16 protein-coding genes and 1 pseudogene are annotated in these 19,708 nt (G+C 74.4%); 9 read left to right on the top strand and 8 right to left on the bottom strand.

Features of this window, described 5'->3' with window-relative positions; all coding sequences use genetic code 11:
* Positions 1-127 precede the first annotated feature (127 nt).
* Both J2S66_RS15685 and J2S66_RS15680 read right to left on the bottom strand, forming a co-directional pair.
* Complete coding sequence (locus tag J2S66_RS15685; RefSeq protein WP_310307803.1) at positions 128-1,894, bottom strand: sugar-binding protein; 1,767 nt, start codon at positions 1,892-1,894, stop codon at positions 128-130.
* Between the two features lie 378 nt (positions 1,895-2,272).
* Positions 2,273-3,535, bottom strand: coding sequence for a YncE family protein (locus tag J2S66_RS15680; protein WP_310307802.1), 1,263 nt, complete (start codon positions 3,533-3,535; stop codon positions 2,273-2,275).
* A gap of 239 nt (positions 3,536-3,774) precedes the next feature.
* Here J2S66_RS15680 and J2S66_RS15675 point away from each other — a divergent pair, with 239 nt between their 5' ends.
* Positions 3,775-4,929, top strand: coding sequence for a helix-turn-helix domain-containing protein (locus J2S66_RS15675; protein WP_310307800.1), 1,155 nt, complete (start codon positions 3,775-3,777; stop codon positions 4,927-4,929).
* Positions 4,930-4,959: 30 nt separating this feature from the next.
* On the opposite strand, the gene J2S66_RS15670 is transcribed toward J2S66_RS15675, so the two are convergent.
* The gene (locus tag J2S66_RS15670; protein WP_310307799.1) at positions 4,960-5,856 is read right to left on the bottom strand and encodes a LysR family transcriptional regulator; all 897 of its coding nucleotides are present in this window, start codon (positions 5,854-5,856) and stop codon (positions 4,960-4,962) included.
* Positions 5,857-5,969: 113 nt separating this feature from the next.
* Between J2S66_RS15670 and J2S66_RS15665 the strand changes: the two genes are divergently transcribed.
* From J2S66_RS15665 to J2S66_RS15655, 3 genes are all read left to right on the top strand, one after another.
* Positions 5,970-6,857, top strand: coding sequence for an EamA family transporter (locus J2S66_RS15665; protein WP_310307798.1), 888 nt, complete (start codon positions 5,970-5,972; stop codon positions 6,855-6,857).
* A gap of 159 nt (positions 6,858-7,016) precedes the next feature.
* Positions 7,017-7,928, top strand: a complete 912-nt coding sequence (locus J2S66_RS15660) for a Vgb family protein (protein ID WP_310307796.1) — start codon at positions 7,017-7,019, stop codon at positions 7,926-7,928.
* 97 nt (positions 7,929-8,025) lie between these two features.
* The gene (locus tag J2S66_RS15655) at positions 8,026-8,433 is read left to right on the top strand and encodes an SPW repeat domain-containing protein (RefSeq protein WP_310307795.1); all 408 of its coding nucleotides are present in this window, start codon (positions 8,026-8,028) and stop codon (positions 8,431-8,433) included.
* Positions 8,434-8,495: 62 nt separating this feature from the next.
* Here the strand turns inward: J2S66_RS15655 and J2S66_RS15650 are convergent, their stop codons facing one another.
* Positions 8,496-9,920 (bottom strand): phosphatase PAP2 family protein, encoded by a 1,425-nt coding sequence (locus tag J2S66_RS15650; protein WP_310307793.1) that lies wholly within the window; start codon positions 9,918-9,920, stop codon positions 8,496-8,498.
* 392 nt (positions 9,921-10,312) lie between these two features.
* On the opposite strand from J2S66_RS15650, the gene J2S66_RS15645 reads away from it, so the two are divergent.
* Positions 10,313-10,900 (top strand): TMEM165/GDT1 family protein, encoded by a 588-nt coding sequence (locus J2S66_RS15645; RefSeq protein WP_310307792.1) that lies wholly within the window; start codon positions 10,313-10,315, stop codon positions 10,898-10,900.
* 68 nt (positions 10,901-10,968) lie between these two features.
* On the opposite strand, the pseudogene J2S66_RS15640 reads toward J2S66_RS15645, so the two are convergent.
* The 4 genes and pseudogenes from J2S66_RS15640 to J2S66_RS15625 form a co-directional block, all read right to left on the bottom strand.
* Positions 10,969-11,711, bottom strand: a pseudogene (locus tag J2S66_RS15640) (methyltransferase domain-containing protein).
* A gap of 326 nt (positions 11,712-12,037) precedes the next feature.
* Entirely contained in the window at positions 12,038-12,823 is a 786-nt protein-coding gene (locus tag J2S66_RS15635; RefSeq protein ID WP_310307791.1) for an alpha/beta hydrolase family protein, read from the bottom strand.
* A gap of 171 nt (positions 12,824-12,994) precedes the next feature.
* Positions 12,995-14,692 (bottom strand): M14 family zinc carboxypeptidase, encoded by a 1,698-nt coding sequence (locus tag J2S66_RS15630; protein ID WP_310307790.1) that lies wholly within the window; start codon positions 14,690-14,692, stop codon positions 12,995-12,997.
* Positions 14,693-14,861: 169 nt separating this feature from the next.
* The gene (locus J2S66_RS15625) at positions 14,862-15,377 is read right to left on the bottom strand and encodes an NlpC/P60 family protein (protein ID WP_310307788.1); all 516 of its coding nucleotides are present in this window, start codon (positions 15,375-15,377) and stop codon (positions 14,862-14,864) included.
* Between the two features lie 477 nt (positions 15,378-15,854).
* Here J2S66_RS15625 and J2S66_RS15620 point away from each other — a divergent pair, with 477 nt between their 5' ends.
* From J2S66_RS15620 to J2S66_RS15605, 4 genes are all read left to right on the top strand, one after another.
* Positions 15,855-16,829, top strand: a complete 975-nt coding sequence (locus J2S66_RS15620) for a hypothetical protein (protein WP_310307786.1) — start codon at positions 15,855-15,857, stop codon at positions 16,827-16,829.
* A 146-nt stretch (positions 16,830-16,975) separates the two neighbouring features.
* Complete coding sequence (locus J2S66_RS15615) at positions 16,976-17,761, top strand: SGNH/GDSL hydrolase family protein (RefSeq protein ID WP_310307785.1); 786 nt, start codon at positions 16,976-16,978, stop codon at positions 17,759-17,761.
* A gap of 83 nt (positions 17,762-17,844) precedes the next feature.
* Positions 17,845-18,897, top strand: coding sequence for a MerR family transcriptional regulator (locus J2S66_RS15610; protein WP_310307783.1), 1,053 nt, complete (start codon positions 17,845-17,847; stop codon positions 18,895-18,897).
* Positions 18,898-19,294: 397 nt separating this feature from the next.
* Positions 19,295-19,684: a hypothetical protein gene (locus J2S66_RS15605; RefSeq protein WP_310307782.1), complete on the top strand. Its 390-nt coding sequence runs from the start codon at positions 19,295-19,297 to the stop codon at positions 19,682-19,684.
* Positions 19,685-19,708: the final 24 nt, after the last annotated feature.

Genomic DNA, 19,708 nt, shown 5'->3' with positions numbered 1-19,708 from the left:
GTCGCGGGCGTCGGACCCCACCAACGTGTGGCCGGACGCGGTCGACGGCGACGGTGCGTGTTCCGGGAAGGCTGCGGGGTGACCGGTAAGGGGGACCGGCGACCTCTGGTGCACAAGGCGAAGGCGCTCAGCGGCGTGGGCCGACGCCGGGCGGGACGCCGGTGCGGATGCCCTGCAACCGGGACCGGAGCGAGTCCGCGCTCGACGCGGCCCCGGTGGGGATCACCGGTTCCGCCCGGTCGCGCGCGGGCGGGTCGTAGTCCGCCAGCCGGGCCGTGCCCCACGCGCGCGGGTCGGCCTGGGCGCTGCCGGACGGGGACCACGCGAGCCGCGTCCGCCCCGTCCGGTCCCGCGTGTCGGAGTCGTAGACCAGCACGTTGAGGGTCAGCGCCGCCGGGTCGACCCGGTCGGGCAGGGCGCGCACGGGGATGCGCACCTCCACCGAATAGCCGCCGTCGCGCGGCACGGCCGCGTGCTCGACCTCCGGCGCCGGCCCCTGGTGCTGGTCGGCGTCCCTGGCCGCGCACGACCCGCCCTCGGCGGTGAACGGCAGCACGGCGAGCTTGAACGTGGTCGAGGTGTCCGCCGAGTCGCCGCGCGGGTCCAGGGCGATCTCCACGGCGTCGGTGCGCCAGTGGCGCTTGCAGTCGCGGGCGGCCAGTGCCGTGCCGTGCACGTCGTCGGTGACGTCGACGTGCGCGAACAGGTCGTCGCCGTGCCGGGACAGCCGGGCGCGGGCCGAGCAGTCCGCGGTGTCGCGGCACCCCGGGCCCTGCCAGTGCACGAGGTCCAGCGGCGCGGCCGGGTACTCCCGGTCATCGGCGACGCCGTCCACCCGCGGCGCCTCCCCGACCCCGTGGATCGCCGTGGCCGGCGTGGGCGGGGGGTCGCGCTCCGCGTCGCGGGCCAGGGCCGGCAGCCCCACCCGCCGCGCCCACCCGGCGAACTCCCCGTGCGGCGGTTCGTCGTGCCCGGCCGTCGCGGCGGGCACCGGCGTGCCGTTCTCGGCGAGCACGGTGAACCAGTCGCACGGCAGCAGGTCGACGGGGGTGTCGACGGTCGGGGGCAGGGCGGCGAAGCCCTGCGAGGCGTGCGCGCGGGCGGCGTCGCGCTCCCGCTGCGCCCACGTGCGCCCGTACCGCCGCGACCAGGTCCCCTCCCACACGCCCTCCACCGGCAGCCCGGCGGCCGGGTCCACGAGGGTCCGGGCCTCGCACGCCGGACCGGTCGGGCCGGCGAACCGCCAGTTCTGCGCGAGCAGCCGGTCCGGCCGCCAGGCGCGGTAGCCCTCCTCGGTGAGCTGGGACGGGAACGCCGAGGAGTCGCCCGCCAGCAGGAAGGCCTCGGTCGCCAGGCGACCCGCCGACTGGTGGGCGCCGTGCTGGTCGAACGGGCGCGGGTCCATCGTGACGACGACGTCCGGGGTGGTGGCCCGGACGAGCCGCACGAGCCGTTCGAGGGTGTCGGCCCGCTGCGGCGGCCCGTCCCACACCGCGGCGGTCAGCGGTGCGGACAGCGTGTACCAGAAATCGGGTTTGTCGAGGTAGTGGACGTGGTCGATGCCCACGGACCCGACGGCCTCGCGCTGCTCCGCCTCGCGCAGCAGGCCCAGCGCCGCGCCCTCCTCCTCGCCGACCGCGTTGCCGCCGCCCTCGCCGCGGGTGATGGTCGCGACGCCGGCCCTCAGCCCGTCGTCCTCCTGCCACTGGCCCAGTGCGGCGAGCGACTGGAACTCGTCGTCCGGGTGCGCGCCGATGAACAGCACGTCCACGTGCGCCGGGTCCAGGACCTCCGGGGGGCGCGCCGCGAGCGGTGCGGCGGTGGTGACCGACGCCGCCAGCGCGATACCCATGACGAGCCCCCGCCGGTGACGTCCCGTTGTCGAACTTCCCATGCGGCAGACCATGCCGCCGTCCCCGGCTGTCCGGCGGGTGGAAACCCGGTCGGGAGCGGAGTCCACCTCGACGGGGTGCCCGATCCGGAGCGGCCGGTGGCGCACGGTGAGCCGGCGGGCCCGCGTCGATACCGCATCGGGGCATCAAGTGCTCCCGCGGACCAGGGCAGGCCGGTCGTCAGGCGAAGAGGTCCGGTTGCCGGCTGTTCCGCCGCCCGCGCGTCCGCGACGCGGTTGCCCGCCGCCGGTGGTACCGACGGCGGGGCGACGAGAGGCCCCGCCGTCGGTACCACCGGCACGACATGTGCGGTAATCACTCGATCGTGCAAGACAGCCTGGTCGCGGTCGTGCGGGAACGCGTGACAGGCCGTACCGGGATCACCTGCTCGAAGGGCCCGTCCACCCGGTGGGCACGTGACCGACCCGGACCCGCTGCGGGTGGTCGCCCACCGGCACCGAGACCAGCTTGCGGCCCGTCGCGAAGTCGATCGCGGTCACCCGGTCGGCCGCGCTCTCCGAGATCACGCACGCCCGGCCGTCACCGCTCACCGTGGCCCAGTACGGCTTGGCCGCCGGCACGAGGGGACCTTCGGCCAGCGTCGCCCGGTCCACCACGGTGACGTACTCGTCCATCGTCCCCGCGACGCACAGCTTGTCCCCGTTCGGCGACATGGACATGCCGTGGTGGCGGGAGTCGTTGACGTAGGTCGTGCGGTCGTCGCTCGTCGCCGGGTTCTTCGGCAGCTCCTTGACGCGGGTGATGCGGTCGGCGGCCACGTCGTACTCCAGGAAGCCGTTGAAGAACGAGACCTGGAAGTACATCTTCGACCCGTCGGGGGTGAACGACACCGGGCGCACGGCGTCCGACAGGTCCGCGCGGCCGAAGGCGTCGAGGCGTTGCCGCATGTCGATCACGCGGGCGTCGCGGAACGTCGCCGTGTCCACCACGGTGATCTTCCGGTCCCCCTTGGTGAAGTCCCAGAACGGGTCGTCGAGGTCGGTGAAGACCTCGCCGATCGACATGTTCCACAGGTACCGCCCATCGGCGCTGAACACGTTCTCGTGCGGCTTGTCGCCGGTGCCGAACGAGCCGACCTCCCTGCCCGTCACGATGTCCAGCACGTGCACGGTGTTCGACGTCGAGGCCGAGACGGCGACGCGCGTGCCGTCCGGCGACACCGCCATGTGGTCGGCGCGGAAACCCGACACCGGGAACCGCCAGCGGACCCCGCCGGTGGCCAGGTCGATCGACACGACGTCGGCGAAGCTGGGCCGCGACACGACGAGCGCGGAACCGTCCGGCGTGGTGTACATGTCATCGATCAGCTGGTCGTGGCCCTCGCCGGGACCCAGCCGGATGCCCAGGAAGAACCCGAGCTTGACCGGGTTGAGGTAGATCTCCGCCAGTCGCCGGTCGCGGTCGGGGACCACGTTCACCCGGCCGATCCTCGCGAAGTCCCCGGAGGACGCGATCACGTCCGCCGTGCCCTCCCAGTTGTTGCCGACGAACATCACCTGCCGCAGGCCGGGTGCCGGGGCCGCCGCCCCGGTGCCCGCGGGCACGAGGCCGGTGGCGAGCACCACCGCACCGAGCAGGGCGGGGAAGCGGGCACGTCGCCGTGCGCGTGTCGTCGTTGTCACGAGAGCTCCAATCCGGACGCAGGGGTTCATCACGCGCGTGCGGGAACCGCGCACGGGCAACGGATGCGCACGGTGGGGGAGCAGGTCCACCGGGATCGGCGGCTCCCGACGCCGCGACCGTGCTGTTACCGTGCGGTAGCCACAGGTAACCAACAGAGGGCGCACACCCGGTAGGGGCGCGGACCCAACGCGCGGCCCACCCGTTGTGGCCCATCGACAACGCCGGTGGGAGGGGCCGCATGGCCGCGGTGCACGGCCTCGGTGTGATCGGCCGGGTCCTCAAGGAGATGGCCGCGGACGAGGACGTCGTCGACCAGCTCGTCCGGGCGGCGCGCAGCCACGCGCCGGACGTCGCCAAGCTGCCCGAGGCGGAGAACCGGCGGCACGTCGCCGTCATGCTCGCCGCCGGGCTCGACTCGTTCACCAACGCGCGCGAGCCCGACGAGCAGGACTTCGCCGCCGCCGAGGCGCTCGGTTCCGACCGGGCCGCGCAGGGCGTGCCGATCACCAGCCTGCTGCGCGGAGTCCAGGCGGGCCGCACCCGCGCGACCGCGATCGCCATCTCCCGCTGCCGGGACGCGGGCGTGCCCGACGACGTGATCCTGGAGGCGATCCTCGACCTGGAGCGCTACACCGGCGCGCTGGAGCGCCACGTCGTCAACGGCTACCACACCGCCGAGCTGGAGCTGTCCCGCACGACCCGCGACACCCGCACGCAGCTGCTGCGCCGCCTGCTGCTGCGCGACGGCACGCCCCCGCCCGCCGACGACGAGCTGCGCCGCGCAGGGCTGCGCCCCGATGGCCGGTACCACTGCCTGGTGTCGGAGGTGACCGATCCCGTCCAGGCCCGCACCCTGGAACAGCGCTTCCTCGCGCACGGCGGCGTCTGCGGCATCGTCGAGGGCCGCCTGACCGGCCTCGCGCCGCGCCCGCCCGCCGCGCCGGCCGCCCTGGTCGTCGTCGCGCCCGCGGTGCCGCTCGACGCGCTGCGCGACGTCCACCCCCTGTGCACGGCGGCCCTGCGGGTCGCGGCGGACCTCGGCCTGCGCGGCGTGCGGGACCTGACCGAGCTGGCCGGCGACACGGCGCTGGCCGCCCACCCCGTGCTGGCCGGGCTGCTCAGCACGACCCTGCTCGCGGCGCTCGACCACGACGACGAGTTCCACCGCGAACTGGTCTGCACCGCCCTGGCCTACCTCGACCACGACCGGCGCCTCAACCGCACCGCCGGGGCACTGCACGTCCACCCCAACACGGTCCGCTACCGCCTCGACCGGCTGGAGGAGATCACCGGCACCTCGACCGACCACCCCGCGTTCGGCGGCCGTTCGGCGGTGCTCGACGCGCTGCGCTGGTGGTGGGCCCTGCGCACGTGGCTGGGCCACCGCCGCTGAGGGGCCCCGCCGAAGGGCCCCGGCCGGGCGCTAACCGGTGCGCGCCCGGTGCAGCGCCTCGCGGAAGACGCGGACGGCCGGGTGCGTGGTCGCGCCGGAGCGGACCGCGGTGAACAGGCGGCGGTGCGGGCGCGCCGGCAGCCGGCGCAGGCGCACGGTGTGGGCGCGGTCGGTCCACAGCAGGTCCGGCAGCAGGGCGGCGGCCAAACCCTTCTCCACCAGGTGCACCTGGAGCAGCACGTCGGGGCTCTCGAAGCGGACGTCCGGCTCGAAGCCCATCGTGCGGCACGCGGTGAGCGCCCAGCGTCCGGGAGGGGTGTCCGGTGGTTCGAGGACCCACGGGATGGCGGCCAGGTCGGCGGGCCGGGTGGTGGCGCGGCGGTGCGGACCCCGGGCGGGCAGGGCCAGGCGCAGCTCGTCGTGCGCGAGGTCCTCGGTCTCCACGCCGGGGTCCGGCGGCGTGGGCAGCCCCGGGTACTCCTCGCCCAGGACGATGTCGTGGTCGCGCGCCAGCAGGCCGGCGTAGGCGGCATCGGGGTCCCGGTGGGTGATCTCCACGCGCAGACCGGGGTGCCGCTGCGCGAGCTCGGTGAGCGCGGTCGGCACCAGGGCGAGCACGACGGTCTGGAACGACGCCACCCGCAGGGTGCCGGCGACCTCGTCCAGCGACGCGGCCAGCTCGGCCCGGGCGAGTTCCAGCCGGTGCAGGATCGCCTCGGTGTGCCGGACGAGGACCCGGGCCTGCTCGGTCAGGCGCACGCCCCGCCCGACCGGCTCCAGCAGCGGCACGCCCGCCTCCGCCTCCAGCTGCGCGAGCTGCTGCGAGATCGCGGACGGGCTGTAGGACAGCGCGCGGGCGACCGCCGCGAGCGTGCCCAGCCGCTGCACCTCGCGCAGCAGCCGCAGCCGGTGGACGTCGAGCACCATGACCTCCGTGATCGTGCGGTCCTGCTGACGAGTATCGCGCAGAAAGGTTCGCTGGACTGTCGGGTCGTGGTGATCGAGGGTGGACGCATGTCCCTCGCGTCACCGCTTCCCGCATGACCGCGCTCGTCCCCACCGAACGGCGTGGCGCCGCGGTGCTCATGGTGCTGGGCTCGTGCACGTCGCTCCAGGTCGGCGCGGCGCTGGCGGCCCGGCTGTTCCCCGTCGCGGGGCCGGCGGGCGCCACGTTGCTGCGCCTGGCGCTGGCCGCCGCCGTGCTGTGCGCGGTCGTGCGGCCGAAGCTGCGCGGCTGGGACCGCCGGCACTGGTCCGCGGCAGTCCTGTTCGGCCTCTCCCTGGCCGGGATGAACGGGTTCTTCTACGCCTCGATAGCCCGCATCCCGCTGGGTGTCGCGGTCACCGTCGAGTTCCTCGGGCCGCTCGTGCTCGCCGCCGCCCTGTCCCGCCGCGCCCGCGACCTGGCCTGGGTCGGCCTGGCCGCGGTGGGCGTGGTCGCGCTGGGCTGGAGCGGCGACGGCGCGGCGAGCGGCCTCGACCCCCTCGGCGTGGTGTTCGCGCTGGTCGCCGGCGTGTTCTGGGCCGGCTACATCCTGGCGGGCGCGCGGCTGGGCGCCGTCGTGCCGGGGCAGGGCGGGCTCGTCGTCGGCCTCGCGGTGGCGGCCGTCGTGCTGCTGCCCCTCGGCGCCGGCGGCGCCTGGCACGCGGTGGGCGACCCGCGGCTGCTGCTGGTGGCGCTGGGCACGGGCGTGCTGGCCTCGGTGATCCCGTACACGCTGGAGCTGGCCGCGCTGCGCCGCCTGCCGCGTCCCGTGTTCGGGGTGCTGCTGAGCCTGGAACCGGTGGTCGCCACGCTGGTCGGCGTGCTTCTGCTGTCCCAGCACGTGGGTCCGCTCACGGTGGCCGCGGTCGGCCTGGTGGTGGTGGCGAGCGCCGGGTCCACGCTGTCCGCCCGCGCGTCGAAACCCCCGGCGGCGTCCGGGTGAGGACGCCGGCACAGCGGCCGCCGCCCGAACGGAGGGCTACCGCACCGGGCGTGGCGCGCGGTGGAAGACCACCGCGGTAGGAATCCGCGGGAGCCGCTGACGAGCGAGCGCCTCGCTCGTCGACCTCCTCACGCAGCTGAGCGCGCACCGCTACGCTGCATGATCATCACGAGTCCTGAGGGGGAGAGCGTGGCGGACCGGGTCGTGATCGAGGAGCACGTCGTGTCGGACGCGGGGGCCGGGCCGTACGCGCTGACCGCGGGGCCGGACGGCGCACTGTGGTTCACCCTGGTGCACGCCGCGCGCATCGGGCGGTTCACGCCCGGGGCCGAGGTGGTGGAGTTCCCGCTCGACCCCGGCAGCGCGCCGACGATCGTGGTCGCCGGACCCGATGACGCCCTGTGGTTCACCGAGTACGGCGCGCACCGCATCGGGCGCATCACCACCCGAGGCGAGGTGACGGAGTTCCCGCTGGAGCACGGTTCCGGGCCGTTCGGGCTTGCCGTCGGCGCGGACGGCGCGCTGTGGTTCACCGAGTCGGCGGCCGACCGCGTCGGACGCATCACCGTCGACGGTGAGGTGGCGGGCTTCCCGCTACCGACGGCAAGGGCTTTCCCGTCGGCCATCGCGGCCGGTCCCGACGGCGCCCTGTGGTTCACCCTGAACCAGGGCAACGCCATCGGCCGGATCACCCTCGACGGCGCGGTCACCACCTACCCGCTGCCCACCGGGGCAGCCGCGCCGGTCGGCATCACCGCCGGACCCGGCGGCGCGCTGTGGTTCGTCGAGATCGCCGCAGGCCAGGTCGGTCGGATCACTCCGGACGGCGTGGTCACCGAGTTCCCGCTGGCCGATCGGGCCGCCCGCCCGCACGCGATCACCGCGTTCGGCGACCGGTGCTGGTTCACCGAGTGGGGCGGCAACCGCATCGGCTCGATCACCGTCGACGGCGTCGTCACCGCGCACGACCTGCCGTCACCGGCGTCCGAGCCGCACGGCATCGCGCCCGGCCCGGACGGCGCGCTGTGGGCGGCGCTGGAGACCGGCGCGCTGGCGCGGGTCTCCCCGTGACGCGGTTCTCGGGGTGACGCGGGCCTTCGGGTGAACCGGACGCCGCCGTCCGCCGTAGTAACACCTGCCGGGGGTCGGTACCGCGAACGGTCGTGCGATGGGAAGCTGGGAAGTGTCGATCGATGCCGTGCGCGCCGGTGGTGGTGCGCGCGTGAAGCGGCGGTTCGCGTCGTGGCTCGGCGTGGCCGCGTTCCTGCTCGGGCTGTGGCAGCTCATGTCCCCGGTGGCGGTCGGCCTGGGCTTCGCCGACCAGGTCGACGGCGTCCGGGACGCCGTCGTGGCGGGTGCGATCGTCGTGGTGGTGTCCCTGGTGTGCATGATGACGCCCCTGGACGCCCGCTGGACCGGGCTGGTGCTGACCCTGTCCGGCTGGTGGATCGCGGCGAACCCGTGGCTCAACGGCATCCGGCAGGGCGAGGTGGTGCCGGTGGTGAACGCGCTCGCCATCGGCTGCGCGGTCGCCCTGGTCGGCGTCGCGATGACCCTCGTGACGAGGCCGCGCTGACGGCGGGGCACCGCTGACGCGGGACCGGTGGCCGGCTCCCGCGCACTTCGGGGTACCGCACGTCAGCCGCGAGGTGGTCCACCGCGGAGCGGAGGTGCTGCCGCTGCGCGACCTGTGCCGCTCGCGGTCAGCACGATGGTCGCGGGCACCCACACGGCGGCCAGCAGCGCGCTGCCGAGCACGTCGGTGGGGTGGTGCAGGCCCGCGTAGAGGCGTTGCAGGCACACCAGGAGCGGCACGGCGACGCAGATCGCGACCACCACCCACCGCCACCGGTGGCGCGTGCCGGCCAGCACCAGGTACGCCGTGAGCGCGCCGAGCACGAGCGTCGCCGCCACGTGCCCGGACGGGAAGCTCGACGTGGGCGGCAGGTCGTCGGTCGACCGGGTGGCCGGGCGCGCCCGGTCGACGATCGCCGTGATGAGCAGGAACAGCGTGATCTCGCCCAGCATCCCGGTCACGACCAGCACGAGCGGCCGCCACGCGCGGGCCACGGCCAGTGCCACCACGCACACCACGACGGCCCCCGCGACCACCACGCTCGTGCCGCCGATCGTGCTGAACGGGGTCAGCGCGGAATCCCAGAACGGGGTGCGGCGCTCGGCGAACCACGTCGAGACCGCGCGGTCGAAGCGCGTCGGCACGTCCGGTCCCGCCGCCGTGAGCAGGTGGCCCAGGCCGAACAGCGTGCACAGCAGCAGCGCCCAGACGACCAGCAGTTCGGCCGCCACCCGCCACGGGTGCACCAACGCGGGCACGTGCCCGCGCGGCACCGGCCTGAGGTCGTCGGCGGCCTCGGGCGCCACGCCGTGCGCCAACGGCACGTCGCGCAGCCCGACGTCGCGCCGCCACCGCCGGAACGCCTCGGCCGTCAGGCCCAGCCACAGCAGGCCCAGCAGCCACCCCGCCAGCACGTCGGTCAGGAAGTGCACGCCCAGCGCCACCCGCGTCACCCCGACCGCCACCACCGCGGCCACCACGACCGGACCCGCCACCACGCGCACCCGGCGCACCGACCCGAAGACCAGCAGCAGCACGCCGTAGGTGGTCGACGAGCCCAGCGCGTGCCCGCTGGGGAAGCTCGGCCCCGGCGCGGTCGCCACCGCCACCTCGACCAGGGGCCGCAACCGCCCCACGGCCTCCTTCACCACCAGCCCGAGGACCCCGGCGCCCAACGCGGTCACGGCGACGTACACCGCCTCCCGCCGCCGGCCGCGCACCAGCAGCCACAGCACGCCGAGCCCGCCGACGAACAGCAGCACCGGCGTGTCCCCGAGCCGCGTCACCGACCGGAGCACCGCCGTGACGCCGTCGTCCCCCGCCACGACCCGGTTGGCCCAGTCGGCCACCAGTTGGTCCACCCCGCCGACCGGCGACCACCGCACCAGCAGCAACACCAGTCCGAAGCCGATCCCGCCCAGTGCGGCGACGACGAGGGAGGCGGCGAACCGCTCCGCCACCACCACACCCGTTCGCGCGCGTGCCACGACGCCTCCTCGTGCGTTGATCACCTTCCAGCGTGCCCACCCGGACCGTCCGGAAAACCCGGGGCGCCGCCGCGTCCCGCGCGGCTGCGGTCGATCGAACCCGATCCCCGTTCCGACGTCGACGCCGACCCGTCGTCGACGTGGTCCGGACGCCGCGTGGGCGGGGCCACACCTGGTTGGTTCCGGGAGGTCCCGTCGACTAGGCTTCGCGGTGCAAGCGAAGGGGAGTAGCCCCCAACGTCCCGATCGACACACTGACCCGTTCCGGGTCCGGTCGGGCGGCCTCGGTCCGCCGGGGCGGGCGAGACCTTCGATCCAGGCACAGTCGCGTGCCGGATCGAGGTCGCCCACGTCGCGTCCCGGTCCGGTCGCAGGATGAGGGACCGGGTTCAATGGATGCAGTGCTGGTCGGGACGACGCTGTCGTTCTGGGTGATCTTCGTCGCGGAGCTGGGCGACAAGTCGCAGCTCATGGCGTTGACGTTCGCCACCCGATTCAAGGTGTGGCCGGTGCTGATCGGCATCACCCTCGCCACCGCCGTCGTGCACCTCGCCTCGGTGGCCATCGGGTTCGGCCTGGGCGCGGCCCTGCCGACCGGGTGGATCGCCCTCGTGGCGGCGCTGGCGTTCATCGGCTTCGGGTTCTGGACGCTGCGCGGCGACACGCTCACCGACGAGGAGAGGTCCAAGGCGCAGCGCGCGACCAAGTCCGCGATCATCGCCGTCGGCACCGCGTTCTTCCTCGCCGAGCTGGGTGACAAGACCATGCTCGCCACCATCACCCTGGCCACGGACCACGGCTGGTTCGGCGTGTGGGTCGGTTCGACCCTGGGCATGGTGGCGGCGGACGCGCTGGCGATCGTCGTGGGGCGCGCCCTGGGCCGCAACCTGCCGGAGAAGGCGATCCGCTACGGCGCGTCGGCCCTGTTCTTCCTGTTCGGCATCTGGCTCGCGATCGACGCCGTCCGCCTGCTGACGTGATCGACGCGGTGGGCGGGCGCCCCGCCCGCCCACCATCCACATCGGACAGTCGCGCGCCGGGCGCCGCGTCAGCGCCGCGTCTCGATCAGGAACCGGGTCGAGTGGGCGACGAACGAGCCCTCGCGGGCGATGTGCTCGTGCATCGCCGCCAGGCGGTCGCGTAGGCGGCGACGGTGAAGCCCGGGACGATCCAGATCACCTTGCGCAGGAAGTGGACCACGGCGGCGACGTCGAAGAACTCCACGCGCAGCGTCTCCGGGCGCAGGTCCACCACGGTCAGGCCGGCCGCGCGCGCCTCCGCCGCCACGCGGTCGGGGGCGCGGTCGTCGCCCACCGGTCGGGGACCCGTGACGAAGTCCGCCAGCTCGTGCACCGAACCCATCCCGACCTGCTGGGACAGGAACGCGCCGCCCGGCTTCAGCACCCGGCCGACCTCGTCCCACGGCGTCCGCACCGGGTGCCTGGCGACCACGAGGTCGAACGTCGCGTCGGCGAACGGCAGCGGTCCGTCGTCCGGCGCGTGCACGACCACGCCGCCCAGCGGGGCCAGGTTGCGCTGCGCCACGGACAGGTTCGGCGGCCACGACTCGGTCGCCACCAGCAGGCGCGGCGGGCGCGGGATCGTCGCCAGCACCTCGCCGCCGCCCGTCTGCACGTCCAGCACCGCGTCGACCTCGGCCGCGCGTGCCGCCAGCAGCTTCGCGTAGCCCCACGACGGGCGCTGCTCCGAGGCGCGGCCCTCGAACCAGGAGAAGTCCCAGCCCTCGACCGGGACGGACTCGCCCTCGGCGACCAGCTCGTCGAACGTCATGGCGACAACCATGGGCGTCCCGGGGTGGGCACGCCACCGGATTTCAGCGCTGCTCCCGGTGCCGCTCAGCGGCGGGGACAGCGCGTGGCAGGCAGTCAGGAGCACGGCGAGCACCGCGTCGAGCCGCGCGGTCACCGGCACGTCGGCCCGGCACGGCGCCCAGCGCGTACCCGAGTTCGGGCACGCGACGACCGGTGCTCGTCGTGAGGCGCACCCGCGCCACCGCCCACCTCGCCGGTCGGCTGACGCCGGCAGCGCGGGTCCACCGTCCCGCCTGTTCCCGGCCTGGTGCGCGGGCCGGTGCGCGGGCCGGTGCGCGGTCGTGGTCAGTCCGCGAGGTGCCGGTCGAAGAACGCCGCCAGGTACGTGCGCCGAGCCGCGACCGCGCGCAGCGGGTCGACCCCGACGTGCACGTGGCGCAGCTGGTCGTGGGTGCCGGGCACGCGCCACGACAGGTCGGCGTTCCCGTCGCACGTGCCGGCGCTCACCAGCAGGAACGGCCGGTCCGGGCACGTGGCGGCGATGCTGCGGGCCGAGCGCGCGCACGCGGTGCCGTCGTCCAGGCCGGCGCCCGCGGCGACGCGCGGGTCGACCGCCGCGGTCCGGGCCGCGGCGACGCCGCCGGCGGCGTGCCCCAACACGCCCACGCGCGTCGGGTCCAGCGGGAACCGGTCGGTCAGGTCCGCCAGCCGGTCCAGCGTGAAGCGGAGGTCCGCGACCCGCGCGGCGAGCAGCGCCGCCGGTGCCCCGTGCCCCGCGAACGGAGCCCGCCCGCCCGCGAACGGCTCGTCCGGGTGCTCGACCGAGACCACGACGTACCCCCGGCCGGCCAGGTCCTCGGCCGGTCCCGCGCCCCGGGCGCGGGACCGCCCGGCCGCCGGCGAGAACAGCACCGCGGGGAGGGCGAGCGGACCGCGCCCGGGACCTGTCGGGTAGTGGACGGTGACGCCCAGTTCGCGCGGCACGCCCGCCGACCGCGAGCGGTCCACCAGGCGCAGGTCGCTGGCGCCGACGGGGTGCCGTCCGGTGTGCGGGGGCAGACCGGCCGCGTCCGCCGAGGTCACCAGCCTCGGCCGGGGGATCTGGATGAGCGAGTCGGTGTTCGTCGGCATACCGGCAACGCTAGGCAATCAGGAGCACCCCTCGTATCCGGAGTGTCACCCAGAGCGACCCCTAGACATCCCTGAGGCGGTCTCCTGGTGACCCTGGCCGGCGCGCCGCGCGGCGCGCGGGGCGCCGACCCGACCCGCGCGTCGAACCGGTGCCGGCGGACCCCGGCGGGACTACAGCGTCAGGCTCCACCGGTCGAGGTCGCCCGTGCCCACCCAGATGACGTTGTGCACCCGGAGCTGCCAGGTGCCGTCACGGGTCTCGCGGGACAGGTCGACGGTGAAGGAGCCACCGGGGTCCGGCAGGGAGCTCGCGAGTTGGTGCTGGAGGCGGTAGGCCGTGCCGTCCGGGGCGATCAGGTCCAGGGTGACGAGGGAGGCCGTCATGTTCTTGAAGCGCACGTCGACGCGCGAGGCGGACCGGGCGTTGCCCTCGCAGCCGGCGACGGTCGTGGCCACGGTCACCGGCGGGGTGCGGGTGACCACCGGGACGTCGGTGTCGTCGGCCCGCGCGCACGCGGTCGGCGGTTCGGGCGCCGGCGCGTAGGGGGCGGCGGTGTGGCGTGCCGCGTGCAGCAGCATGGGCAGGGCCTTGGGCCAGAAGAACCCGTCCTGGCACGAGTGGGCGGGGAAGAACCCGCCGCACGTCTGCTCCGGCGGCGGACCCACCTCCCACACGAAGGAGGCGACGCCGAGGTCGTCGTAGACCCAGTCGTCGGTGGTGCCCGACGCGGAGTAGAGCACCTGGCCGGACTGCCCGTACCGCCAGCCGGGGCCCGCCAGTTCGGCCATCCCCTGGGCGAGGTCGCGCAGGGCGGCGTCGTTGCCGGTGCGCCGGTCGGGCGAGCCGCCGCTCCACGGGAACAGCACGTAGTCGCCGTAGCTGTGCAGGGACAGCACCAGGCCCGCGGTGTCGGCGGGCGCGGGCTGGGCGGGGTCGGCCGCGCGGCGGTCGTGGTACAGGGAGCGCCACAGCGCTTCCAGCGCCCGGGTCTCCGGCTCCGACTCGGGTGCGGTGCCCCGGTAGGTCTGATCGCACTGCCGTTCGGAGGCGTTCCGGAGGCCCCAGTCGGAGCCGGTGTTGCGGTTGAGGTCGACCCCGTGGTGGGTGTGGGACGCCGTGCCGCAGGTGGTGCCCTGGTGGTCGGTGTCGTTGCCGTTCTTGCGGTGGGGGATCGGGGAGTCGCCGCCCCGCTGGACGTTCTCCACCCCGTCGGGGTTCGCGACGGGCACGACCCAGAACTCGGTGGTGTCCAGCAGTGCGGACACCTGCGGGTCGGTGCCGTCGACGAGGTGGTCGATCCAGCGCCAGGCGATCTCGCCGGTGGTCAGCTCGCGGGAGTGGAGCTGGCCCATGACGAAGAAGCGGGGCTTGGGGGTGTCGGGGGAGAGGGCGCAGTCGCCGGGGCGCTTGCGGGTGACGCAGATGGCGAGCAGGTCGTGCCCGCCCCGGCCCTGGGTCTTCAGCCACGAGTCGCCGTAGTCGACGACGCTGGCGAGGTCGGGGTGCTCGCGGGCGACCTGCGCCAGGTGCCGGTGGTGGGCGCCGACGGTGCGGTAGCCGCCGTGGAACGTGTCGGCGGTGGCCGCGAACCGCCCGGGCGGCTCGGGCAGCACCTGGTCGGCGGTGGCGGCGAACCCGGCCCGTTCGAGCGCGGCGCCGGTGGTCGAGTCGCCCAGCACGAAGAGGCTGTCGCCGTCCCGGTGCTCCATCACGTCGAAGCCCCCGGCGAACAGGGTCTGCTCGGTGCCGAGCGGTGCGTGCACCTCGTAGAGGTGGGGCCGGTCGTCCGGGTCCGCCATCGCCGGACCGGTCGCGACGAGCGCGGCGGCGGCGCACAGCAGGGCGAGCCGTGATCGGTGTCGCTTCATCTGATCCTTCCAGGGCAGGGGGAAGCGGTGCTCCCGACCACTCTCCTACCGCTCCCGGGCGCGGGAGCTGTCGATCACGACAGGAAGGCGGAATCTGCCCGAAAGGGTTTCGCGGGGCGCGTTCCGCCCCCGGCCCCGGTTCGACGGGCACGGGGGCGTTCACCGGTGGCTACCCCTCGGCGATGTTGCGGTAGCGGATGGGCGTGTAGGCGCTCGCGGTCTGCGCCGACCACGTGCGCTCCACGGGCGCCGCGCCGTTCGGGCCGGTGTGCTCGCGCACCACGGGCTGGGTGCGGGCCGCGTCGGCCCAGCGGATGAACAGCGCCGCGTGCGAGCTGCGGTTGAGCACGTCACCCGGTTGCAGGTCGGCGCGGTTGATCTGGACCGAGACCTCGCCGAGCGAGGAGGTGTTGCGCGACACTCCCAGGCCCCACGCCATGGACACGAACCCCGAGCAGTCCGACCGGTAGCTGCCGTACCGGTTGGAGTGGCAGCGGCCCTGGCCGTAGGCCGCCCGTTCGTCTATCCAGGACTGCGCGCGGGCCTGTGCCTCGCTGCGGGAGGTGGTGCGATCCGCCCCGTAGGTGCCGCACGCGGCGATCTCCCCGGCCGCGACCTGTGCCGCTGCCGGGATCGCCGTGGTGCAGGCGAGCACTGCTGTGACGACGGTGATCAGGGTCTTCATCGGGTTCATCTCCCATCGCGGTACTCCTGGGAGCGGTGTTCCCGGTGATCCGCCGGGATGACCGCAAACCGCACGTACGGGGGATTTCGCCGAACGCGTCCCGTGTGGACCCGACAGGTTCCCCGCTCGTCCACAGTGGATTCTCAGAGCTCGTCGACAGGGGCGCGCCGTCCTCGTCCGGCACGTGCGGGAACGGCGGGTGGTGGCGGTCGACGTGGCCGGCACGCCGTCGATCCGCCTTCCGCTGCCCGATCGGAGGACGTGGCCACTGCGGATCGACGCGCGGGTCGGGGGACGATCGACGCCCGGCGCACCGCGGCCGGGCACCGGCTGCCGGGCACGTGGAAACCCGGCCATCCGGCCATGCCGATGTCAATGCCGCACTATTGCGGGAATAGCCCCGGCTTTCGTCAGTCCGTCGAACCCGAGATACCCTCTCGCGCACGACAGCACTCCACGCCGGAAAGGCGGCATCGCATGTCGCGAATCAAATTCGCATTCATTGCTGCGGGAATCGCCATCCTGTCGGCTGCGTGCGCCGACCCACCGCCACCGCGGTCGCACCCGTTGGCGGGCTTGCCGGACGGATCGACCTCGGACGAGGAGAGCCGGAAGTTCGTCATCGGGGGAAACCTGGCCTGGCAGCCACCGCTGTCCCCGGTCGAATTCGGCGTCGACCTGACCACCGGCGCCTTCTCGGTCAAGGTGTCCCACAAGCTGGTGACACCGCTGGGCGCGGTGACGATGAGTTCCGGCATGGCGCTCAAACCGGACGGGAAGGAGTTGGCGCCCGACGCCGTCGACGTCACCCAGCTGATCATCTGCCAAGAGGGCACTGGTCAGCGCACGTGCGAGGCGTTCCAGATCAGCAGTGGACGCACCCTGGAGCTGGAGATGGACGGCCGGTTCCTGCAGAAGGTGAGCCGGAACCGGATCACCGTCGACGCGGCGCCCGGCTCCGCCATCAAGGTCACCGACGCCGGCGAACCGCGATCCACCGACGTGCACGGCCCCGCTCAGATCGCGATCAGGAAACTGCACCTGCACGAAACCGGCCCGGACACCCTGATCGACTTGGAGGCTGATTTCGGAGGAAACGCACCCGACATCGCTTATGACCACCTCACGGGTGAGCTCAAACCGTACGGCGGCGGTCGAGTGTCGAAAGTCGTCAAGCACGGTGCCGAGGAGTGGAACGAGGGCGGCATCGAGGAAGGGGTGTTCAGCGACGAGGACAAACCGGTCCCCGGGAATTTCCTGCCCGGCGAGAACGACTGCGCGTCGACCGGGAAGGAGGACTGGTCGGACAGCTTCGGCGACGGCGGGCTGGACGCGTACGCGATAGTCGCGTGCGTCAAGACCTCCGAAGCCGACATCGGTTACGTGGTCATCCACCCCCGGGAAGGAAAACCGCGCGAGTACCACCTCTACAGCCGGGTCTGGGTGCGCTGACCGGCGCGATCGGGCCGGGGTGGATCGACCGGCGGTGCCCGGACCGGTCGGTCCGCGCGACGGGCAGCCGGCTGCGAGGAGCTGCCGCGGGGTGCGTCGACGTGCTGCGGTCGGTATGCCGAAGACCCCCTCATATGCTGGACGGGGTGGTCTACAGGGAGGCGGGGACGGTGCGCTACGCGGCGATCGGCGACAGTTTCACCGAAGGGCTCGGGGACGAGCTGCCCGACGGGCTGTCGCGCGGGTGGGCGGACCTCGTGGCCGCGGGGCTGGCCGCCGCGCGCGGCGAGACGGTGCAGTACGCCAACCTGGCGATCCGGGGCAGGCTGCTCGGACCGATCGTCGACGAGCAACTCGACGCGGCCCTCGCCCTCGACCCGCCGCCCACGATGATCACCCTCAACGGCGGCGGCAACGACATGATGCGGCCCGGCGTCGACGAGTCGAAGCTGGTCGAGCTGACCGAACGGGCCGTGCGGCGCTGCGTCGACGCGGGCGTGCGCCTGGTGCTGCTCAGCGGCGCCGACCCGTCCGAGCGCCTGCCGTTCGGCCGCGTGGTCCACCGCCGCGGCGTGGCGCTGACGGCCGCCGTCGCCGAACTGGCCGCCCGCTACGAGCTGACGTTCGTCGACGCGTTCAACGACGTGGAGATCCGCCGCGCCGCCTACTGGTCGCCGGACCGCCTGCACCTCAACTCCCTGGGGCACCAGCGGGTGGCCTCGCTCGTGCTCTCCGCGCTGGGCCACACCACCGAGGCGCGGGCGCTCGACCCCGAGCAGCCGACCCGGCGCGGCCTGCTCGCCGAGGCCAGGTACTACGGCGAGCACGTGCTGCCCTGGCTCACCCGCAGGCTGCGCGGGCGCTCCTCCGGTGACGACCGGGCCGGCAAGCACGCGCACTGGACTCCGGTGGAGGCGCTGCCGAGGGTCTGACCGGGTGGTTGACCTTCACCCCGGGGGAAGCCGCACGGTGGTCCTCGACCGGGTGACGTGCCCGGTCGAGGAAGGAGCGGGGCGTGGAGCTGCTGACGATCGGGGCGTTCGCACGGGCCACCCGCCTGTCGCCCAAGGCACTGCGGCTCTACGACGAGCTGGGGCTGCTCACGCCCGCCAGGGTGGACCCGCTGTCGGGCTACCGGCTGTACGCGCCGGAGCAGCTCGACCGGGCCCGCCTGGTGGCGTGGCTGCGCCGGCTGGGCATGCCGCTGGCCCGCATCCGGCACGTGTGCGCGCTCGACCCGGCGGAGGCCGCCGGCGAGGTCCGCGCCTACTGGGCCGAGGTCGAGGCGGACACCGCGGCCAGGCGCGACCTGGCCACCTTCCTCGCGGACCAGCTGTCCGGGGAGGACGACACCATGACCGTCGCACTGCGCTACTCCCTGCGCACGGACCGAGGGCTCGTGCGCGAGTCCAACCAGGACGCGGGCTACGCGGGCGAGCGCGTGCTCGCCGTGGCCGACGGCTTCGGCGCCCGCGGTGAACCGCTCAGCACGGCCGCCGTCGCGGCCCTGGCGGCGCTGGACACCACCGTTCCGGCGGGGGAGCTGCTCAACGCCCTGTCCGACGCCGTGCGGCGGGCCGGGGACGCCGTCGGCGACCACCTGTCGGCCGACCCCGTCGACGGGTGCACCGGCACGACGCTCACCGCGCTCGTGCTGTCCGGCTCGCGGCTGGGCCTGGTGCACGTGGGCGACGCGCGCGCGTACCTGCTGCGCGGCGGCGGGCTGTTCCGCATCACGCACGACCACACGGTGGTGCGGTCGCTGATCGCGGAGGGCAGGCTCACCGAGGAGGAGGCGCTCACCCACCCGCAGCGGGCGATGCTCGTGCGCGCCTTGACCGGTCGCGAGGTCGAGCCGGACCTGGCGCTGCACGACGCGCTGCCCGGCGACCGGTACCTGCTGTGCACCGACGGCCTGCACACCGTCGTGCGGCAGGACGACCTGCGGGACGTGCTGGCCGGCAGCGCGCACCCGGACGACGCCACGCGGCGGCTGGTCGAGCTGGCCAACGCCGGCGGCGGCCCGGACAACGTGGTGTGCGTCGTGGCGGACGTGGTCGCCGCCTGAGCCGCGCCCGGGGCGGCCGCGGCGTCCGGGATTTGCCCGAGCGGGCAGCCGGCCGCGCGGGACCGGTCACGTCCGCCGGGCCGCTCGCCGGGGGAAGCCCGGCGTTGGCAGTGGGTGCGCGCCCCTCGGCAGCCCGGGGGGTGATGGCGGTGCAGCGCGTGCACGACGGTCGGCACGAGGTCGGTGTTCCACCGCCGCCGGACCTTCGGCAGCCGGAGGAGTTCCACGAGGTCGTCGAGCGAACCGGCCCGGCCGGGCCCGGGTGGTGCGGCGAACAGGTCGGCGGAGTCCGGTCAGCGCGGCACGCCCCGCTCCCCGCTACCGGGACGTGGTGGTCCCGATCGATCCCGGGACGACCGCCGGCCGCCCGCGCGGGACCGCATCTAGGGTGACGGACATGATCGAGTACACGGACCGGGAAAGCCGCACGCTCCGCACCGCCGTCTACGGCGCCATGGTGCTGGTGTCGGTCGCGGAGGAGGGCTCGCTCGACCAGGAGAGCCACGCCGGCATCAGGGCCATGGCCGCCCTGCCGCCGTCCGTGCGCGCGGCGGTCGACTCCGGTGCCCCCGAACTGCCCGCGGGCAGCGTGGCCGACGTCGAGCACGGCGTGCTCACCGCGCTGCGCGACTCGATGGCCCTCCTGACCGCGCGCTCCGCCGCCGAAGCGGACGCCTTCGCCGAGGCGGTGGTCGCCATGTGCGGCCGGGTGGCCACCGCGGACGGCCACGTGGGCCGGGACGAGCACGCCACCGTCACCAGGGTTCGCCACGCGCTGGGCAGGTGAGGGTGGAGCCACCCGCACATCGGA

Origin of the sequence: Saccharothrix longispora, from assembly GCF_031455225.1 — a bacterium.
In the GTDB taxonomy this organism is placed as follows: domain Bacteria; phylum Actinomycetota; class Actinomycetes; order Mycobacteriales; family Pseudonocardiaceae; genus Actinosynnema; species Actinosynnema longispora.
The sequence above is the reverse complement of the archived record's forward strand: the minus strand, read 5'-3'. Positions and strand labels throughout refer to the sequence as shown.